General features: G+C 70.8%; 18 protein-coding genes. 5 read left to right on the top strand and 13 right to left on the bottom strand.

Annotated features, from left to right (window positions below):
• Positions 1-82 precede the first annotated feature (82 nt).
• The 8 genes from ICC28_RS11355 to ICC28_RS11320 all read right to left on the bottom strand — a co-directional run bounded on the left by ICC28_RS11355 (position 83) and on the right by ICC28_RS11320 (position 10962).
• Positions 83-1936: an RICIN domain-containing protein gene (locus ICC28_RS11355; RefSeq protein ID WP_223188652.1), complete on the bottom strand. Its 1854-nt coding sequence runs from the start codon at positions 1934-1936 to the stop codon at positions 83-85.
• Between the two features lie 72 nt (positions 1937-2008).
• A complete protein-coding gene (locus tag ICC28_RS11350) occupies positions 2009-3745 on the bottom strand; it encodes an amylo-alpha-1,6-glucosidase (protein ID WP_188288342.1) in 1737 nt (578 codons plus the stop codon).
• 48 nt (positions 3746-3793) lie between these two features.
• On the bottom strand, positions 3794-4651 hold the full coding sequence (locus tag ICC28_RS11345; RefSeq protein ID WP_188288341.1) for a carbohydrate ABC transporter permease: 858 nt from the start codon (positions 4649-4651) through the stop codon (positions 3794-3796).
• A complete protein-coding gene (locus tag ICC28_RS11340) occupies positions 4648-5637 on the bottom strand; it encodes a carbohydrate ABC transporter permease (protein ID WP_188288340.1) in 990 nt (329 codons plus the stop codon). The genes ICC28_RS11345 and ICC28_RS11340 overlap by 4 nt, the downstream gene beginning before the upstream one ends.
• Positions 5638-5668: 31 nt before the next feature.
• Entirely contained in the window at positions 5669-6910 is a 1242-nt protein-coding gene (locus ICC28_RS11335) for an ABC transporter substrate-binding protein (protein ID WP_188288339.1), read from the bottom strand.
• Between the two features lie 138 nt (positions 6911-7048).
• Positions 7049-8077, bottom strand: a complete 1029-nt coding sequence (locus ICC28_RS11330; RefSeq protein ID WP_188288338.1) for a LacI family DNA-binding transcriptional regulator — start codon at positions 8075-8077, stop codon at positions 7049-7051.
• Between the two features lie 953 nt (positions 8078-9030).
• Positions 9031-10296, bottom strand: coding sequence for a DUF418 domain-containing protein (locus ICC28_RS11325; RefSeq protein ID WP_188288337.1), 1266 nt, complete (start codon positions 10294-10296; stop codon positions 9031-9033).
• Between the two features lie 138 nt (positions 10297-10434).
• Positions 10435-10962 carry a hypothetical protein gene (locus ICC28_RS11320; protein WP_188288336.1) on the bottom strand — a complete coding sequence of 176 codons (528 nt, stop codon included), beginning with the start codon at positions 10960-10962 and terminating at the stop codon, positions 10435-10437.
• Positions 10963-11344: 382 nt separating this feature from the next.
• Here ICC28_RS11320 and ICC28_RS11315 point away from each other — a divergent pair, with 382 nt between their 5' ends.
• The gene (locus ICC28_RS11315) at positions 11345-11971 is read left to right on the top strand and encodes a response regulator (RefSeq protein WP_411158585.1); all 627 of its coding nucleotides are present in this window, start codon (positions 11345-11347) and stop codon (positions 11969-11971) included.
• On the top strand, positions 11968-13089 hold the full coding sequence (locus ICC28_RS11310) for a sensor histidine kinase (protein ID WP_188288335.1): 1122 nt from the start codon (positions 11968-11970) through the stop codon (positions 13087-13089). The genes ICC28_RS11315 and ICC28_RS11310 overlap by 4 nt, the downstream gene beginning before the upstream one ends.
• 201 nt (positions 13090-13290) lie before the next feature.
• On the opposite strand, the gene ICC28_RS11305 is transcribed toward ICC28_RS11310, so the two are convergent.
• Positions 13291-13635 (bottom strand): peptidoglycan-binding domain-containing protein, encoded by a 345-nt coding sequence (locus ICC28_RS11305; protein WP_188288334.1) that lies wholly within the window; start codon positions 13633-13635, stop codon positions 13291-13293.
• Between the two features lie 31 nt (positions 13636-13666).
• Positions 13667-14056, bottom strand: coding sequence for a peptidoglycan-binding domain-containing protein (locus tag ICC28_RS11300; protein ID WP_188288333.1), 390 nt, complete (start codon positions 14054-14056; stop codon positions 13667-13669).
• 474 nt (positions 14057-14530) lie between these two features.
• Between ICC28_RS11300 and ICC28_RS11295 the strand changes: the two genes are divergently transcribed.
• The 3 genes from ICC28_RS11295 (at position 14531) to ICC28_RS11285 (ending at position 15840) form a co-directional block, all read left to right on the top strand.
• Positions 14531-14944, top strand: coding sequence for a peptidoglycan-binding domain-containing protein (locus ICC28_RS11295; protein ID WP_188288332.1), 414 nt, complete (start codon positions 14531-14533; stop codon positions 14942-14944).
• A gap of 65 nt (positions 14945-15009) precedes the next feature.
• A complete protein-coding gene (locus ICC28_RS11290; RefSeq protein ID WP_188288331.1) occupies positions 15010-15423 on the top strand; it encodes a peptidoglycan-binding domain-containing protein in 414 nt (137 codons plus the stop codon).
• Positions 15424-15477: 54 nt separating this feature from the next.
• Entirely contained in the window at positions 15478-15840 is a 363-nt protein-coding gene (locus tag ICC28_RS11285) for a peptidoglycan-binding domain-containing protein (protein WP_282700856.1), read from the top strand.
• A 65-nt stretch (positions 15841-15905) separates the two neighbouring features.
• On the opposite strand, the gene ICC28_RS11280 is transcribed toward ICC28_RS11285, so the two are convergent.
• From ICC28_RS11280 to ICC28_RS11270, 3 genes are all read right to left on the bottom strand, one after another.
• Entirely contained in the window at positions 15906-16685 is a 780-nt protein-coding gene (locus ICC28_RS11280; protein WP_188288330.1) for a hypothetical protein, read from the bottom strand.
• A 243-nt stretch (positions 16686-16928) separates the two neighbouring features.
• Entirely contained in the window at positions 16929-17546 is a 618-nt protein-coding gene (locus ICC28_RS11275) for an RNA polymerase sigma factor (RefSeq protein WP_188288329.1), read from the bottom strand.
• 147 nt (positions 17547-17693) lie between these two features.
• Complete coding sequence (locus ICC28_RS11270; RefSeq protein ID WP_188288328.1) at positions 17694-18146, bottom strand: hypothetical protein; 453 nt, start codon at positions 18144-18146, stop codon at positions 17694-17696.
• Positions 18147-18392 lie beyond the last annotated feature (246 nt).

Below are 18392 nucleotides of genomic sequence, written 5' to 3'. Positions count from 1 at the left end.
AAGGCGCTCCGTCCGGTGCGTCAGTGCGGCCGGCGCGGGCGGGGGGTCCCTGCTGTGCCGAGGCCCCCCGCCCGGGGACAGGTCAGCCCATGCCCTGGAGGCGCCAGATCTGGTTCTTCTTCCAGGTCAGGTCGGTCGCCGGGTCGCAGGTCCACTGGTGGATCTTCGCGCGGGGGTCGGTCGAGATCCCGCTGACGTCGACACACTTGCCGCTGTGGACGGCGGCCAGCTGGTAGTCCTTGCCGCTGCCGAGCGCGGTGACGGGCTGGAGGGTGAACATCTGGTTCGTGCTGCCGCTGCAGGTCCACTGGATGACGGCGGCACCGTCGGCCGTGGAAGCGCCCGAGACGTCCAGGCACTTACCGCTGTGCTCGTTCACGATGGTGTAGGTGTTCGGCCGTCCGGCGACCGGCTTGAAGTCGAGCATCTGCTGGTAGCCGCCCTCGCAGTGATATTGCTGGTACTGCGTGCCGTCGGCGGTGCTGAGGTCGGTGTCGTCCAGGCACTGACCGCTGTGCTGTACGACCGCGACCGTGGAGACGGTGGTGTTCGACGGCGGCAGCAGCGTGACGGTGTAGCCGTCCGCGGCGTCCGTCCACGGCACGCTCACCGAGGCCGAGTTGCCGCTGACGGTCAGGGTCTGGTCGGAGACCGTCACCGGACCCGTCACCGCGTCGCCGCCGTTGTTCGGTATGCGCTGGACGATCGCGCGGACCCGGCTGTTCTCCACCACGGAGGTGGTGTCGAGGCGGTGGAGGTTGACGGTGACGTCGCCGGTGTTGCCGTCGTTGCCCAGCAGGATCTTCGCGTTGCGCGCGGTGTTGTCCTTGGTCGCCAGCCCGTCGGTGTTCGTACCGGGCGTGAGGTTGACGATGCTTCCGGTCTGGGAGCCGTAGTACCGGTACAGGAACCACTCGCCGAGCGGCAGGTACTGGCCGGAGCTGTTCTTGGTGAGCAGGTTGGCCGCGTAGTCGTGCAGGTTGGGGCCCCATCCCCAGTTGGCGCGCATGCCGTCGGCGCCGGCCCGCTCCAGGCGGCTGATGAACCAGCCGCCGCCACCGGGGTTCTGCTGCTCGCGTCCGGCGTACTCGTTGATCTGGTACGGGCGGGTGTTGGTCAGGCCCGCGGCGGCGAGGGTCGAGTTGGCGTTGCCGACGGCCTGGACGGGGTCGTGCGGGATGGCGTGCCAGCTGTAGATGTCGGGGGCGACGTTGTTGGCCTTGATGTGGTTCAGGTAGGTGGTCCACCAGGTGTTGGAGGAGTGGGGCGGGTTCGCCGTGCTGGGGCCGACGATGAGCTGTGCGGGAAGATTGGCCCGCACGGCGGCGTGGAACCGCGACCACATCTGCAGGTACTGGCTCTGGGGCCGGTCCCAGAAGCCGCTCAGGTCCGGCTCGTTCCACAGGTCCCACTGGACCGTCATGTTGTTGGCCTTGACGTCGGAGATGAGCTGGTTGACGAAGTTGTCGAACTGCGTCCAGTCGCCGTTGTCGCCAGGGAAAGGCTGGCTGGTGGTGCCGTCGGCGCCCCACAGGTCGTGCGGCAGGAGGACGAACGTGCCGCCGAGGGCGTCGGTGCGCTTGTACTGGGCGAGGGTGGCCTGCCAGCGCGTCTGGTAGTCGGCGAGGCTGGTGGCGTAGCCGCCGCCGTTGAGCTGCGCGCCGCCGGCCCGCATGAACTGCCACTTGATGTCTTTGAAGAAGTGGTCCGGCGGCAGCGACCCGTCGGCGGTCAGCCCGTAGATCATGCCCGAGGCGCGGTAGCTGGGGGCGCCTTTGACGGTAGCGAAGTCGACGGTGACGCTGGTGTCCGCGGCCTGCGACGGGCCGACGGGCACCAGGGTCGCGGCCAGGGCGGCCAGGAGGACGGCCACGGACGAGGTCGCCCGGCGTCCGGTGCGGGTTGCGGGGCTGGGATGTGTCCAGCGAGATTTCATGCTGTGGCTCCTGGGTGAGCGGGGTGGATGACCGGGGTGGGAGCATCCCCGGGGCTGTGGGGAGACGGCCGGTCAGTGGCCGTCTCGGTGTGCGTGGGCTTCGGCGAGGAGGAGGTAGCTGCTGGCGGTCCAGGTGTAGGCGCGGTCGCGCAGGCCCGTGCCGGTGAGGGCGTCGAAGTTCTCGGCGAAGCCGTGGGTTTCGCACAGGGCGCGGAAGCGGGCGCTGATCTCGTCGGCGAGGCGGTGGTGGCCGGCGCGGCGCAGGCCGTCCTCGATGAGGACGGTGGCGGGGGCCCAGATCGGGCCGCGCCAGTAGCCGTCGGAGAGGTAGTGGGGTGAGGCGGGCAGTTCGGTGGCCAGGCCGTACGGGGTCAGGTGGGCCTCGATCCGGGCGGCCAGGGTTTTACCGATGGGCTCGGGAAGGTGTTCGCCCAGTGCCATCGGCATCAGGTCCAGCAGGCTGGAGCTGCCCCAGGTCGCGGCGGAGTCGACACCACGGGCCACGAACCGCTCTCCCGTCCACAACTCGTCGAGCATCGCGGCCTGGGTGGCCTCGGCGGTGACGGTCCAGCGGCGGGCCTCGTCGGGCAGGTCCAGTTCGGTGGCCAGAACGGCCAGTTCGTGGAGCTGGAGGGTGAGGAAGGCGGCCAGGTCGGCGGTGACGACCACGCGTTCGGGGTCGAAGGTGGTGGCGTTGTCCCAGCCGCTGTCGTTGCCGTGCTGGTAGTGGGGCAGGGCGGCGCCCGGTGCGCGGCGGACGGTGAGCCAGAAGTCGGTCCACCGCGCCAATCTGCGGTAGATCGCGGCGAGTTCAGTCCGGCTGAGGGGGTCGGGGAGTCGTCTGCGCAGGTGGGACAGGGTCCAGCCGTGGATGGGCGGTTTGACGAAGTTGTAGAGGACCTCGGAGTGGGTCACCGAGTCGGGCAGGGCGCCGGTCTCGTCCTGATGGTCGAACGGCAGGGAGAACTGGTCCCAGGCCAGGGCGGGTGTCCCGGGTGCCAGGGCGAGGGCGTTGAAGCAGTGGTCCCAGCTCCAGACCTTGTCCATCCAGTGTTTGGACATCAGCACCGCGGGTCGGGTGACCAGCTCCGTCGGGCGGACGGTCGCCGACCACACGACGTACGCGGCGAGTTCGGCGGCGGGCGTGGCCGAGGAGCGCCAGGGGGCGACCGCGTCGGCGAAGGCGGCGAAGGTCTGCTCCGCGGTGGCCACGACGGCGTCGAACGTCTCCGAGGAGGCGTAGGGCAGGCGGGCGCTGTCCAGTTCCTCGACGGCCGCTTCCCAGACTTCGCCGGGGGCCGCGGTGAGGGTGACGCCTCGTTCACCGCTGCCGAGGGCCTGGCTGCCGGATATCTCGGCGACCGTGCCCGACAGCACGGTGACGCGGTAGCGGCGCCCGGTCTCGTACGAGGCGAACACGTGCGCCCCGTCCGTCGGGTCGCGGTAGAAGTAGGTGCCCGTGAAGGGGGTCAGGGCGTCCGCCGCAGCGGTGACGCGCAGGCCGAGCCCTTCGCCGCGCAGGCGGACGGTGTCCGGTGAGGCGTAGGCGAGGGAGACGCGCCCTCCCGAGCCGGTCCAGCTCAGCAGTTGCGGAGTCGCCTCGACGCGGGTCCCCGCGCGCTCGCCCGTCGTCGTGTCGAGGGGAGTGAAGCGCAGGACGGCGTGCATGCCGTTCTGGTGCGAGACGAGGTGGAGGTCCTCGGCACGTGTCTTCTCCGCGAGCACGGGCGAGATACCGAACCAGGAGCCGTGCGTGCTGAACGGGATGTCGTGGACGGAGAAGGCCGGGCCGGATCGGGCGGCGGTCATCAAGTGGGACTCGTTTCTTGAGCAGGGGGACCGGCGATGATGAAGTGGTCAGTCCTTGACGGCTCCGGCGGTCACGCCGGCGGCGACGTAGCGCTGGGCGAGGACGAGGATCACCGTGGCCGGCAGTGAAGCCACGACGGCGGTGGCCATGATGGCGTTCCACTCCTGGTTGTTGTTGCCGATGTAGTGGTAGATGCCGAGCGTGATCGGCTCGTGGGCGCCGCCGCCCGCGAGGGTGCTGGCGAAGACGAAGTCGGACCAGGACCACAGGAACGCGAACAGCGACACGGTGACGATCGAGTTGCGGCTCATCGGCAGCACCACGGACCGGAAGGTGCGCCAGGGCCCGGCTCCGTCCATCTGCGCGGCCTGGAGGAGTTCGCCGGGGATGCCGGACATGAACGCGGTGAAGATGAGGACGGCGAAGGGCACGGCCAGGGTGGAGTCGGCGACGATCAGGCCGGGCACGGACTGGAGCAGGCCGAGCTGGAGGTAGATGGCGTAGAAGCCCATCGCCATGATGATGCCGGGGATCATCTGGGCGACCAGGAAGAGGAAACCGAGGACTCCCCCGCCGCGCGGGCGCAGTTTCGCCAGGGCGTACCCGGCGGGCGCTGCCAGCGCCACGGTCAGGACGACCGTGCCCAGGCCGATGACCAGGCTCGTGGCCAGGTAGGGCAACTGCTGGTCGAGGACGGTGCGGTAGCCGTCCAGGGTGGCGTTGACAGGGAACCAGTCGGGCGGTGACTTGCGCATGTCCTGGTCGCGGGTGAAGGACACGTTCAGCATCCAGTAGACCGGGAAGAGCATGACGGCGGTGAGCATCAGGCCCGTGGCCGTCTTCCACCAGGTGGTCCGGCCGCGGTGCGGGCGGCGTCTGGCCGGGGTGGTCCGGAGGCCGGTCATGAGGCGTACTGCTTTCGCTGGACCTTCAGGTACACCAGACCGAAGACCAGGGCCGCGGCCACGAGCAGGTTGCCGACGGCCGCGCCCGGGCCGAAGGCGGGCAGCAGGTTGCCGAAGCCGAGCCGGTAGGACCAGGTGGCGAAGGTGGTGGACGAGTCGGCCGGGCCGCCCTTGGTCATGATCCAGATGATGTCGAAGACCTTGAGTGTGTAGACCAGCCCCAACAGCAGCGTGATGGCGGACACGGGGCGCAGGAGCGGGAAGGTGATGCTCCAGAAACGTCGCCAGGCGCTCGCGCCGTCGAGGGCGGCCGCTTCGTAGAGGCTGTGCGGGATGGACTGCAGTCCGCTGTGGAGAACCACCAGGTTGAAGGGGACGCCGATCCAGATGTTCGCGACGATCACCGACGTCAGCGACCAGTCCGGTGACGTCAGCCAGTGCACCGGACCGATACCGACGGCGTGCAGCGCCGCGTTGATGACACCGGAGTCGCTGTTGAGCATCCACGACCAGGTGGAGGCCGACACGATCAGCGGCAGCAGCCAGGGCACCAGGAACAGGGCCCGCAAGGTCGCCGACAACCGGAAGTGCTGGTGGAAGAAGACCGCGAGGGCCAGGCCGATGGCGTACTGAAGAACCAGGCACACGACGGTGAACACCACCGTGTGGATGAGTGCCGGACCGAACGTCGGGTCGCCGAAGACCTTCTGGTAGTTCTCCAGTCCGGTGAACGGCGCGTCGCCCTGGACGAAGGAGCGGACGGTGTAGTCGCGCAGGCTCAGGTCGAGGTTGCGGTAGAGGGGATAGGCGTAGAAGAGGACGAGGTAGACAGCGACCGGGGCGAGGAACGCCCAAGCGGCCCACTGCTGGGAAACGGGACGACGGCGCCGGGGGGCGGTGCGGGCCGGGGACGGGGCGGCGGTGGCCGCCGCCCCCCTCCGGTCACGTATCGGCCGACGTTCCGGCAGGTGTGTGGTGTGCTTCATCAAGGAGCCCCGGATCGCGGTTGCCTGACGATTACTTGACGGCGTCCTGAGCCGCGCTCAGTGCGTCCTCGGGCGACTTGGAACCGCTCAGGGCGGACTGGACCGCCTTCCACAACTGCTCCGAGATCTTCGGGTACTTGGTGCCCAGGTCGTCGCTGGTGCGCCCCTTGGCCGCCTTCACCGCCTCGACCCAGGGCTTCAACTCGGCGTTCTCGGCAATCTGCTTGTCCTGCACCTCGCTGGTGGGAGCCACGTACGACAGGGTGGTGTCGGTGTCGTACAGGTTCTCGGCGCTGGTCAGGCAGGACACCAGCTTCCGCGTGGTCGCGTAGCGTCCGGTGTCACCCTGGACCGGGACGGTGACGAACTCGCCACCCGTCGGGGCGGCCGCGTTGCCGCCCCCGGAGGCAGGGATGGGCAGGACGCCGTATTCGAAGCCGGCCTTCTCGGCGTTGGCGAGCTGCCAGGTGCCGTTCTCGGCGAAGGCGTAGTCGCCGCTCGCGAACTCCTGCCAGCTGGTGGTCTGGGTGTTGTTGATGACCGAGTTGGGCGCGTAGCCCTTCCTCAGCCAGTCGGTCCACAAGGAGACGGCCGCCACCCCCTGAGCGGAGTCGAGTTCGGTCAGCTTCGCGCCCGAGCCCCAGAACCACGGCAGGAACTGGAAGCTGCCCTCCTCCGTGCCGATCGCGGAGAAGGTGATGCCCTTCTTGCCGGCCTTCTTGACCTTCTCCAGCGCCGCAGTCAGCGACTCCCAGTCCTTGACCGAGGCGATGTCCACGCCCGCGGCCTTGAGAACGTCCTTGTTGTAGTAGAGGGCGAGGGTGTTGGCACCGATCGGCGTTCCGTAGGTCTTCCCACCCGACTGGCCGGCCGCGAGCAGGTTGGGGTCCGCCTTCGAGGTGTCCAGCTTGTTGTCGTCGGTCGTGGTGAGCACCCCTGCTTCGGCGAGGGTCGACACCACCGGGTTGTCGACGATGAGCACGTCCGCGGAGTTGTCCTGCTGCGCGGCCAGCAGTGCCTTGTTCGTCAGGTCGCTGGTGTCGAAGGCCGTCCGCTTGATCTTGACCCCGGCCTCGCTGCCGCAGCCTTCCAGCAGCTTCGTCCAGGCCGAGCTCCTGTCGAACTGCGGGTACGGGTCCCAGATGGTGTACGTCCCGCCGTCCGCCGACTTCGCGGACGTGGTGCCATCGCCGGAGGAACAGGCGGTGCCGGCGACGGCCACGGCGGTCGACAGGGACACGGCGGCGAGAAGCCGTCTCGAGGAGCTGTTCATGGCGGGTCCTTGGCTTTGGGCACACGTGTGCCGTGGTCGGGGTGGCTGGGGGGAGCGGCACGCCGAAGGGCGCCGGTGGGGGCGGGTGCCGGGTGACAGGGGAAGGGTCGGGAAGAAGGGAGAGGACGGGTGAGGGGATCAGGCTTCGTCGGATGATGCGCCGGTGACGGGTCCGGTGCTGGCCCGCAGGGAGATCGGCGGTGCGAGCAGGTGGTGCCGGGGCGGCGCGCCGGGATGGTCGATCCGCTCGACGAGCAGGTCCACGGCCCGTCGACCCATCTCCTCCGCGGGTACGTCCGCAGCGGTGAGCTGCGGGGTCACCGTCTCCGCCCACCGGCCGGCCACGACCCCGGTGACGGAGAAGTCACGCGGCACATGACGGCCCGCCTGCGCGAGCCCCCGATACAGGCCCCCCAGGGCGGCCTCGTTCAGCGTGACCAGGGCCGTGGTGGCCGGGTCGTCGTGCAGGATCCGCTCCAGGCACACCTGGCCCGAGGCGGCATCGTCCCCGCAGCAGTACGTCCGTACCGTCAGCCCGCGCTCGGCCGCGGCCTTCGCGAACCCGTCCAGTCCCCGGTGCGCGGACTCATAGCCGGCATGCAGCAACTGCTCGGGTCGGTTGACGAACGCGATCCGGCGGTGACCGAGGTCCGCGAGATGGTGCACGCAGGCCGCGGCGAGCGCGGTGTGGTCCAGGCCGACCCACCAGCTGCCCTCCGGGTGCGCGGTACGGCCGATGGCAACGGACGGGAAGCCCAGTTCGGCCAGATGGTCGACCCGGTCGTCGCGCAGCCTGATCTCCATCAGGATGGCGCCGTCGACCCGCCGCTCCCCCAGCAGCCGCTGGAACGAGCGGTCGCTGTCCACACCGCTCGGGGACAGCAGCACGTCGTAGTCGTACGCCGCCGCGGCCTCCACCACGCTGCCGATGAAGTCCAGCTGCATGCCGGTGTAGTGGTCCCCAGCCGGCGGGAAGGCCAGACCGATCGTGCCGGTCCGGCCGTTGGCCAGGGCCCGCGCACTCGCGTTGGGCCGGTAGCCCAGCTCGTCGATGACCCGCTGGATCTTCCGGCGGGTCTCCTCCGACACCGGGCGCTTGCCACTCAGGGCGTACGACACGGTGCTCCGCGAGACACCAGCCCGCTGGGCGATCTCACCGATGTTCACGACGACTCCTTCATCGAACCGATTCGACACACCTGGGAGGAGGAAGAGACCGGTCACATAGAGAGGATTGGAGTGACAGCCGACCCGGAGTCGAACCGGTTCGCGTTGAAGGGAAGCTAGGAGCTGGCCCATGCGGGTGTCAATACCTCGGAAACACATCGGAAATCCGCACGCGCGACCCCACGGCGCCGCCCCCACCGCCCTACAAGTCCGGCGACGCGACGGACGGGCCGGACCACCCGCGGCGTCACGGCAACCGCCTCCTCGTGCCCCACGAACCCGGGATGCCGAAGGTGTTGACGCGTCCCGCTCGGCCCACCTAAAGTCTGCCCGACCTTGCGAACAACGTTCGATTTATCGGACAACTCGCTCCGGCCGGACCGGAATGGGGCGCGCGGCTTCCCGTGGTCAAGGACCGCGACAGCGCACCGCCAGATACGACAGCGGTCACCACCGGGAGGCGGAGAAGAGGGCCACGGACGGCGCAGGCAACCAGGCCATGCGTGGTGGTTCGGCGGCGCGATCCGGAAGGAGCACGGGATGCTCGGTGAGCGTGGCGAACGTCGGCTCCGGAAGCGACCAGGCCGAGGGCATGGCCGAGGTCTCCGGACGCGGGGTGAGGGCGGCGCGCCGGGTCAGCGGATCCGGGCGGCACCTTGTCCGGGTGCGCGCCCTGCTCGTACCGACCGACATCGAGACCGTGCGCCGACAGACGCACTCGACACCGGGAATTCGTCCCCGACCGGCGCGACGAGCAGACAACCTGCCCCCACACCAGCCCCGTGGCCAGCGAATTCGAGATGGCAGATCCCCAACGTCGCGACTGTCCGGGACTCCGTCGTGGACGCGGTCGAGAAGGGCACGCCGAAGCCCGCAAGAGCGGCCCTCTTGCGGGCTTCGGCAGGCCGTCCAGGCCAGGGTGGAACATGAAGCCGGGCCACCCCGACCGGAGCTCACCGGATGTACTTGGCGGGCTTGGTGGCTGCGTTGAGCAGGTATTCCAGGGGGCCGCGGCGGAAGAAGCGGGACCAGACCGCGGCGAAGACGGTCGCCACCAGGATGTAGGTGAGCACGGGCACCCAGGACTTCGTGGTTCCGGCGCCGGAAGCGGGCCACGCGGACTGTGCGAGGAAGTGGCCGACGTAGGCCGTCAGGGACATGGTGCCCACGGCGATGACCGGCTTCGCCAGGCGGCGCAGTCGCGCCACGCGGTCCATCAGCACCGTCGCGCCCACAATCACGAGGATCGCGACGCCCACGCTGCCGATGATGTCGAACGTGGTGCCGGTGTGCGCCCCGGCGCCCAGCAGGTCCGAGGCCGACGACACGAGCTGCTCGCCGGACCCACTGCCACTCGCCCCCGCCCCGGAGCCTTTGGACCACGGCCCGGAGCCGCCGGACGACCCCCCGGTTCCCCCGAACACAGCGTCCTTGCCCGCCAGCAGCAGGGACAGGCCGTACGCGGCCACGGTGAGGGTGGCGCCGAGCACGGCCAGGCGCCGCTGGACGGCGGAGGCGGACAGGTCGAGGCGGGCCAGCGCCATGCCGGCGATCACGAACGGCATCCACGTGATGGTCGGGTAGAGGCCCGTGAGCAGCAGATCGATCACTCCCACGCCGTTGAGCGCCTCAAGCGGGTCGTAGGCGTTGATGCTCTGCTGGACGGACTCGCTCAGCCACATCCTCAGGACGAACGCCAACTGCGGCGTCACGAGCGCGAGCCCCGCGGCGATGATCGCCAGTGTCCTGGCGGACAGCCTCAGCAGGGGGAGGGAGAGCAGGAAGTAGACGCCGTAGAAGCCGAGGATGATGACGTCCCCGTACTCGATCGCCAGCACACTGCCCAGCGCCAGCAGGATCACGGCCCGGATCGCGATGCGGACCTTCGCCTGCCGCCCGGCCAGGCCGGTCTTCGGCTCCCTGCGGCCGGCGATCAGCATCAGCGAGAACCCGGCGAGGGTGGCGAACAGGACCGACGAGTGACCGTCGGCCAGGAAGCGGACCCAGGTGCCGACACCGGTCGTGGCCTCCAGCGGCGGGCCGATGTGGACGATGTACATGCCGAACACCGCCAGCGCGCGGGCCAGATCCACCCCGACCAGGCGCCCCATCGAGGGACCACCCGAGACCTTCCCGGCGGGTTCGGGCGAGGCTGCGGGCCGTGGAGACGCGTTCTCCTGCAGAGTCGCGGTCTCCCACGGCGGCTGTATCTGTGTCATACGGACAATCTCGCCGTGCCGTTGGGAGCCGGACTATCCGGCAATCTTCGGTGACGCCCCCGCCGACCGGCCGGCACCGCCCCGCCGACCGGCGGAACAGCCGCCCCGGCCGGTCAGTGGCCCCGGCCGGCCACTGCCCTACTTGATGACGGCGTTGGCCACCACGACGACAAGCCCGAGCAGTGCGTCCACCATGCCGATCCGCAGGGCGGAGCCCCACGTGCGTCCGGCGGCCCGGGCCGCGACCAAACCCCAGGCGAACAGCAGCACCACGTTCACGGCGAAGACCACGTACTCGACGCCCGCCGAGGGCCACCATCCCCAGGCAGCACCGAGCAGCAGGACCAGCGTCGGCACCGTCGCCGCCACCAACGGCCACTCGGACAGCAGCAACCGCACCCCGGCGCGCACACCATGATGGGTCCGGTCGCCACGCAGGGCGATCAGGTGTGCGTAACCGTGTGCCAGGGCCGATGCGACTGCCGTGACCAGGAGCCACTGGGCGCTGGTGAACCGGTCGGCCGCCGCCGTCTCCCCCTGCTCCGACAGGGCGGCCACCATCGAGCTGGCCAGCACCGCCCCGTACACACCCCCGAACAGCACGTGGGGACGCGAAGCCAGGCGGCGCAGGGCACGGACGGGCTGACGCAGGTATGTGCCGGGCATGGCGGAACGGTCCTCGAAACGGTACGGACATCGGCTGCGGCCCTCGGACTCGGCGCGAGGCCACGAACCGATCCCACGGCACGAGCTCGGCGGGCGCCATCCGCCGAGCGTCGCCCGCCGGTCTGCCAACGGGCCGGAGCACTCCCCCCGAACGGCTGGAGCCGGCCCGCCAGGTGTCCACAGTCCGCGGTGATCGCGCCACCGCGGACCGTGCCGGACGTACTGTCGACGGCGGGCGATCACCGTACGAGATCGTGGGCGCCCCGATGCGCGGCGTACGGGTCGCCCAGAAGCCGGGCAGAGCAGACGAGTGTGAGGCGGAACGCCGGTGATCCGAGTAGTGGTGGTGGACGACGAGGCCCTGGTGCGGTCCGGCTTCCAGATGATCCTGAACGCGTCCGACGGCATCGAGGTCGTGGCGACCGCGGAAGGAGCGCAGGCGGCCGACGTGATCCGGCGCGAGCTGCCGGACGTCGTGCTCCTCGACATCCGTATGCCGGACGTGGACGGTCTGACCGTCCTGCGGCAGATCCAGACGCTGCCCGAACCACCGCTCGTGGCCATGCTGACCACGTTCGACACCGACGAGTACATCCTGACCGCGCTGCGCTCGGGAGCCGCCGGCTTCCTGCTCAAGGACACCGAGCCCGAGCAGCTCGCCCAGCTGGTCCGCACCTTGGCCGCAGGCGGGGTGGTGATGTCCCCGAAAGCCTCACGCGCGCTGCTGCGCAGTCACCCGGGGGCGGGAGCACCCCGGGACGCGGACGTGGTGCGCGTGAACCTGCTCAGCGACCGGGAACGCGACGTCCTCGTCCTGGTCGCGGAAGGACTGTCCAACGCCGACATCGGTACCCGCATCCATCTGAGCGCGGGCACCGTCAAGGACCACGTCAGCTCGATCCTGACCAAACTGCGGGTCACCAGCCGGGTCCAGGCCGCACTGCTCGCCGAGCGGGCCGGACTGCTCGGCGAGAACGGTGACCACGCGGCACGGGACAACGGACGATGAACACGGACCGGGCGCTGTGGCGGCGGATGCCGCCCTGGGCGGTCGACACGGGCCTCGTCGCGCTCGCTGTGCTCGACGCCTGGATCAACCTCTACGACGAGGGAACCCCCCTCGTATGGGCCTGCGTCGCCCTCGGCAGCGCAGCGCTGCTCCTGCGCAGTCGCTTCCCGCTGACCGTCTTCCTGCTGACACTGCCCATGACCCTGTTCATGGACGTGGCGGTCGCGCCGATCGCCGCCCTGTACGCACTGGCCGTGTCCACCCGCAACCGCCCGCTGCTGGCCGGCTGCGCCCTGCTGAACGCGGCGGCGGGCACCCTCGCCTGGCCACTGTCCGACGCGTTCACCGGCGACCGGACCTGGACCCTCGTCCAGTTCGTCTACACGCTGGCCACAGCCATCGCCCCCGTGCTGTTCGGCCAACTTGTCCAGGCCAGACACGACGTGGCCCTCCAGCTCGTCGAGGTCAAAGAGGCCCGAGAACACGAACGCGCCCTGCACGCCCAGACCGTCCTCGCCCGTGAACGCGCCCAGCTGGCCCGCGAGATGCACGACGTCGTCTCCCACCAGGTCAGCCTCATCGCTGTACAGGCCGGAGCCCTGCAGATCGCCGCCAAGGACCCCGACGCCCGCGAGGCCGCCCGCACCATCCGCACCCTGAGCGTCGACACCCTCGACGAACTCCGCCACATGGTCACCCTGCTCCGCGCCTCCGGCGGCAAGGAAACCGAACTCGCCCCCCAGCCCACCCTCGCCGACCTCCAGCAACTGATCGCCAACAGCGGCATCGAGACGACCCTGACCGGAGAGCTTCCCGCCGACATCAGCACAACCGCCCAGCGCACCGTCTACCGCACGATCCAGGAAGCCCTCACCAATGTGCGTAAACACGCCCCCGGAGCCCGCGCCGAAGTACGCCTGTGGCACAACACGCACCACTTCGGCGTCACCGTCACCAACACAGCACCCACCCGCCCGTCCGTCGTCCTGCCCAGCGCCCGCCACGGCCTGATCGGCCTGAGAGAACGCGCCGAACTGCTCGACGGCATCCTCACCGCCGAAACCACCTCACAGGGCGGATACAAGATCGAACTCCAGGCCCCCGCACGGCCTGCCTGAGCACAAACCCGCGCGATGCGGAGCGGCGCCGTTGCACGGAACGCGGCCGCAAGCCCGTCGCGCTCTGGCGTTTCTGTCAGCCCAGGTGTGGCGGCCCCGGCCGTCTCCGGGCCTACGGCTTTGGACTGCGGCGATGCCCCGCAACACCGCCGAAAGCCCGGCCGGGCTCGTGGCCCGGCCGGGGTACGTCGGCTCGATCGGTCAGTTGGGCTGTTTGCGGAGCGCCGCCCAGGTCTTGGGGCCGACGATGCCGTCGGGCTCCAGTGCGTGGATCCACTGGAAGTACACGACCGCGCTGCGGGTCTTGGTGCCGAAGATCCCGTCGACGTCCAGGCTCGGGGTGCCTCCCCTGTCGATCTTCTTGAGGATGCACTGGATTTCGCGGACGTGCTGTCCGGTGCTGCCCACCTGGGCCGTCCGGTCGCCGTCGTAGTAGCCGCAGTCGGCGGCGGCCGCGGGAGGGGCGGTCGCCGTCTGGAGCGTCATGGCGCCGCCGGTCAGCGCGAGCAGTGCCGCACCGCCGGCGAGGGTGGTCCGTATCTTCATGGGTCCGTTCCTGTAGGGGGACAGTGCGGGGTCAGCGGCGCAGCCACGGCCAGGACTTCGGGCCGGGCCAGCCGTCCACGGCCAGGCCGACGTTGTGCTGCTGGTTGATGAGCCGCTGGTAGCGCTTCATCGCGTCCTGGGACAGCGGCCCGAAGTAGCCGTCGACGGTGCCCGTGTAGTAGCCGATGTCCTTCAGCAGGCACTGGGCCTCGATGCCCGCCGCGGTGACGGTGGTGGCGGACGGGACGACGGTCATGCCGCTGTAGTGGCCCGCGTACCAGTACTCGCCGCTCTTGACGATGTTGCACTTGTAGGCCGCGGCACTGGCCGTGCCGGCCGCGTGCGCGGTCGCACTCGACACGGGGACGAGGACGAGGGCGGTGGCCACGGCGAAGGAGCCGAGGAGTGCGGGGATGCGCATCAAGGACCTCTTTGGCTGGTCGAGGAGTCGGTCGGGTGCCGTTCGCCCGGCTACCGGGCAGGAGCCGGGTCGGTGCCGTTCGCCCGGCTTCCGGGCAGGAGCCGGGTCGATGCGGGGAGTCTGTGAGCCGGTGGAAGCCGGCGACAAGCGTTCCGGGGCGACCGGACCGATCTTGAGATGCCTCGGCCGCTGACCAGCACGGACACAGGGCAGCGTGGGACGCCGTGAGATGCCCGGGACGGGGCCCGGGGCCGTCCCACGATCTCCCGGCGACCCATGAAGCGGTCATGGTGTGTGGCGTCTCCGCAGGTCAGCGCGGGAGGCGTCCCAGCAGTGCCCACATCCGCCGCTGGGCGTGGTGGCACCACGGATCACTCCAGAAGGATGGCCACGCCGCGGTCGCCGCAGCTCTGCCGTTGCCGCGCGGACCGCACCGACCACCACCGCCCCAACGCACCTGAAACGGGGACGCACATGTCCGTACGCACATCCGTGACCCTGCTCGCGGCCACCGCCGCCCTGGTCGGCGGAGCCCTGGCGGCCGCGCCGGCCGCCGGTGCCGCGACCGCCGACGGCAAGGCCGCCTCGGCCCAGACCTGTCACACGCAGAGCACGATCGGCCTCACCTGCCGCTACCACTACGGCAAGGAGTGGGCGGAGCGCGGCAGCACCGGCCTCCACGTCAAGGAGATCCAGGCGCTGATCAAGCGCACCACCCCTTACACCGAGAAGACCGGCAAAAAGCTCGCGGTGGACGGTGACTTCGGTCCGGCCACGGAGTCGGCCGTGAAGTGGTTCCAGCGCTACTACATGGGGGCGTCCGCCGTGGACGGCATCGTCGGCCCCCGGACCTGGGAAGCCCTGCGCATCGACCGTACGCCGGCCTGACCCAGCCGCTTCACCTGCCCTCATGCACCTGTCCTCACTCGTGCACCGATGAAACGGGGAACATCATGAAGACACGTCGTCCGATCCGCCGCGGCCCCGCGCCGAGGGGCCTGGCCGTGGCCGCCGCCACCGCCGTTCTCGTCGGCGGCCTGGCCGTCGCCCCCGCCGCGTTCGCGGCCCCGGCGGCCGACACCTGCCGGGGCGTCAGCACGGTCGGCCTGTACTGCGGCTACCACACGGGAACCAAGTGGGCCGAGCTGGGCAGCACCGGCGCCCATGTCAAGGAGATCCAGGCGCTCATCAACGAGACCACGCGCCACCCGCAGGCGAGCGGCGCGCGCCTGGCCGTGGACGGCATCTTCGGTCCGGACACGAAGGCCGCCGTGACCTGGTTCCAGTGGTACTACATCGGCGAATCGGCCTCCGACGGGATCGTCGGCCCGCAGACCTGGGGGGAACTGCGCTACGGCAAGCGCTGATCGCCGCTTCAAGGCTGCCCCGCCCCTGAACGCCTACGAAAGGAACTCGACACCGTGAAGATCCGCAAGACCCTCGCGGGCGCCGCGGCCGTACTGGCCCTGACCGGCGGCATGGTCGCCGTCCAGTCGACCGTCGGTGCCCAGAACGCCCACGCCGACAGCACCTGCTGGTACTACACGGGCAACGACGCCGTGATCAGCAAGGGCAGGAACAACCCCAGCCACGTCGTGAAGGAGGCCCAGTGCCTCCTCAACAGCTACAACACGTGGCACGGCCGGCCGGCCATCGCGGTCGACGGCATCTTCGGCTCCGAGACCCACAACGCGGTCGTCGCCTTCCAGAAGCGCATGAAGATCACGGTCGACGGGATCGTCGGCCCGCAGACCTGGCGCAAGCTCCGCTCCCCCGGCTCCTGACCGGAGGCGGTACCGAGGGGCCGGACGGTCACCCGGCCCCTCGTACGCCGGCCGGGCGTGCGGGGTCAGTTCCTGGGGTTGCCGGTGGCCTTGTCGGGGCGGCCGTTCTCGGCGTTGGCGGGACCGTTTTCCGCGTGGTCGGCGCCCTTCGTCGCCTCGGCCGCCGGGGGGCTCGGCTTGACGGCGGTGCGGCTGGGGCTGGGCCTGCTGGTGGGGGCCGCCTGCGCGAGTTGTTCGGCGCAGTACGCGTCGACCTTCCGCTCGCCGCCCGCCGCTTCGACGAGCCGCCGCCAGGCCGCCGCCTCCAGGGCGTTGCCGCGGCCGTCGAGTCGTTCGTGGGCGCGGCAGTGGGCCTCGGTGTCCTGCGCGGTGTCCGGGCGCTCGGTGTGCGCGGGGGTGCCGGGCGCGTCGGAGGGGGCCTCGGCGCCGGGCCGGTCGGCGGCGCTCGCGGACGGGGTGGGCGTGGCGGGGCCGTCGGCGGAGTCGGACGAGGAGGAGCCGGTCGTACCGATCGCGGCGACCGTGACCCCGCCGAGGGTGAGGCTCGCGAGGAACAGGGAGAGCGTGGCCCTCAGCGAGCGCGGGGCGCGCCGCTGCTCGCGGGGCCGCCAGTCGTCCCGGCGCCGGGTCCGGGCCCGGTGTGCGCCGGCGGCCCGGGCGGCCCGGTACGCGGCGACGGCCCGCCGCTCGCCCTCGGCGTCCACGCCCCGGCCGCGCACGGCGGCGGCGAGCAGTGCCTCCAGGGCGGCCTCTCCGCCCGTTCCCCGGGAGCCGGACGGGGTGGTGCCGTCAGGGTGCGCACGCCGACGGCCGGGGGGCCCGCCGTCGCTCAGCCGTTCACCCATGTCCGTTTCCGTTCCTGTCCGACCTGTTCGACTGATGCGGTCCAGGGCCTGCCGGGGCCTGTGGGACCTGCGCGGGCCGCGTGCGCCCGGCGGCGCGCTCGGCCTCGGCGACCTGTGCTGCGGGCGGCGTCTTCAGTTCCTTCGGCGCGTACGGCGCTTTCGGCGCCTTCGGTGCGTACGGGGCCGGAGGCCGCCCCGCTCCCGCCGTGCCGCCTCCGCTTCCGTCGCCGCTTCCGTCGCCGTTCATTTCGACTCCCCCAGCGTCCGGGGGCCGTCATCCGTCACACCTTCGACGCCCAGCTGGGCGGCCAGGCGCTTCAGACCCCGGTAGGCGGCGGTGCGTACCGCGCCGGGACGCTTGCCGAGGACCCGGGCCGCCGCGGGGCCGTCGAGACCGACGACGACCCTCAGCAGTACGGCCTCGGCCTGGTCGCGCGGCAGGCCGCGGACCAGTTCCAGGGCGTGCTCGGTGGAGATGGACTCCAGCGCCTGGTCGTGCGTGCTGTGCGGGCCGGGCAGGTCGAGCACGTCCTGCTCCGTCGTCGTCGCCCGGGGCCGCACCCTCTGCCGCCGCAGATGGTCCAGCGCCCGGTGCCGGGCGATGGTCGCGCTCCAGCCGCGGAAGCCGGCCCCGTCGCCCTTGAACCGGCCCAGGTCGCGGGCGATCTCCAGCCAGGCGTCGGAGGCCACGTCCTCGGCGTCGTCTCCGACGATGCCGCGCAGATAGCCGAGCAGTCCGGGCTGCACGATCCGGTAGGCGACCGCGAAGGCGGCCTCGTCACCTTCCTGGGCCCGCGCGACGGCCGCGCCCAGCTCCCCGTCGTGCGCGTGCACACGGCGGGGCTCCCCTCCTTGGCCCAAGAACTGTCCTCGTCCGTACCGAGTCCGTGGCGGATCCGCACCGTGCGGTGCGGGCGCCTCTAGCCCACGTCCCTCCACGGTCAACAGCGCCGGGCTTCACAGAAGTGTCACAGCGGCTCCCTGCTCCCGCCTCCGGTCACGCCTCGGTCAGCCCGCCGCGCGGTCCTCCCACGCGGCGGCCCGGCGGGCCCGGCCGTGCAGGGTCAGGTAGAAGGTGTGGAGGGATTCCTCGGGGCCGCCGGTCTCGAACCGGTTGAGCACCCGGCCGAGCGGGTTCCACACACGGCCGTCCGGCATCCGTACGCCGACCGGCTGCGCGAAGCAGGAGCGCTGGCGGTCGTCCAGGTCCACCCACTCGGCGCCCGCGTGGCGCACCAGCACCTCACCGACGTAGGCACCGAGCCCGAAGAGCGTCTCGTGGGCCCGCTCGCGGTCGGCGCCGCCCTTGCGCAGTCCCTCGATCAGGAAGTCGACGACCCGCAGGCTGGCCACGGAGTAGTCCAGGGGGAGCCGGCTGCGGGCGGTGACGCGGGCGACGAAGGCGGCGGTGTGCCCGCGCATCTCGTGCGCGCCCGGCACGCGCGCGTCCACCTGGTCCATGAGGCTTCGTCCCTCCGCTCGGCTGCCGAGGACCTTGCACGGGCCCCCAGCAGAACCAGCGGACGCCGCCCTGTGAACGTCACGTGTCGGAGCCGTGCCGATCGCCACACAGGAAACTTCGGCCCCGCGTACAACCTTCCGGCCTCTCGCCGGTCGGTCCTGGTGACGCCACGGCCGGGGCAGGGTGTGACACGCCTCACTGCGAGGCTCGGACCGTGACGTTCGACCCGTGCAAAACGCTGGGCG

Source organism: Streptomyces sp. TRM68416 (assembly GCF_014596915.1).
Taxonomy (GTDB): Bacteria; Actinomycetota; Actinomycetes; order Streptomycetales; family Streptomycetaceae; genus Streptomyces.
Note: the sequence above shows the minus strand (reverse complement) of the source record. Positions and strands in the feature narration are given on the sequence as shown.

Excerpts from the sequence above, each read along its gene's own strand:
- ICC28_RS11355 (WP_223188652.1), bottom strand. The coding sequence starts at position 1,936 with ATGAAATCTCGCTGGACACATCCCAGCCCCGCAACCCGCACCGGACGC.
- ICC28_RS11350 (WP_188288342.1), bottom strand. The coding sequence starts at position 3,745 with ATGACCGCCGCCCGATCCGGCCCGGCCTTCTCCGTCCACGACATCCCG.
- ICC28_RS11345 (WP_188288341.1), bottom strand. The coding sequence starts at position 4,651 with ATGACCGGCCTCCGGACCACCCCGGCCAGACGCCGCCCGCACCGCGGC.
- ICC28_RS11340 (WP_188288340.1), bottom strand. The coding sequence starts at position 5,637 with ATGAAGCACACCACACACCTGCCGGAACGTCGGCCGATACGTGACCGG.
- ICC28_RS11335 (WP_188288339.1), bottom strand. The coding sequence starts at position 6,910 with ATGAACAGCTCCTCGAGACGGCTTCTCGCCGCCGTGTCCCTGTCGACC.
- ICC28_RS11325 (WP_188288337.1), bottom strand. The coding sequence starts at position 10,296 with ATGACACAGATACAGCCGCCGTGGGAGACCGCGACTCTGCAGGAGAAC.
- ICC28_RS11320 (WP_188288336.1), bottom strand. The coding sequence starts at position 10,962 with ATGCCCGGCACATACCTGCGTCAGCCCGTCCGTGCCCTGCGCCGCCTG.
- ICC28_RS11315 (WP_411158585.1), top strand. The coding sequence starts at position 11,345 with ATGATCCTGAACGCGTCCGACGGCATCGAGGTCGTGGCGACCGCGGAA.
- ICC28_RS11310 (WP_188288335.1), top strand. The coding sequence starts at position 11,968 with ATGAACACGGACCGGGCGCTGTGGCGGCGGATGCCGCCCTGGGCGGTC.
- ICC28_RS11305 (WP_188288334.1), bottom strand. The coding sequence starts at position 13,635 with ATGAAGATACGGACCACCCTCGCCGGCGGTGCGGCACTGCTCGCGCTG.
- ICC28_RS11300 (WP_188288333.1), bottom strand. The coding sequence starts at position 14,056 with ATGCGCATCCCCGCACTCCTCGGCTCCTTCGCCGTGGCCACCGCCCTC.
- ICC28_RS11295 (WP_188288332.1), top strand. The coding sequence starts at position 14,531 with ATGTCCGTACGCACATCCGTGACCCTGCTCGCGGCCACCGCCGCCCTG.
- ICC28_RS11290 (WP_188288331.1), top strand. The coding sequence starts at position 15,010 with ATGAAGACACGTCGTCCGATCCGCCGCGGCCCCGCGCCGAGGGGCCTG.
- ICC28_RS11280 (WP_188288330.1), bottom strand. The coding sequence starts at position 16,685 with ATGGGTGAACGGCTGAGCGACGGCGGGCCCCCCGGCCGTCGGCGTGCG.
- ICC28_RS11270 (WP_188288328.1), bottom strand. The coding sequence starts at position 18,146 with ATGGACCAGGTGGACGCGCGCGTGCCGGGCGCGCACGAGATGCGCGGG.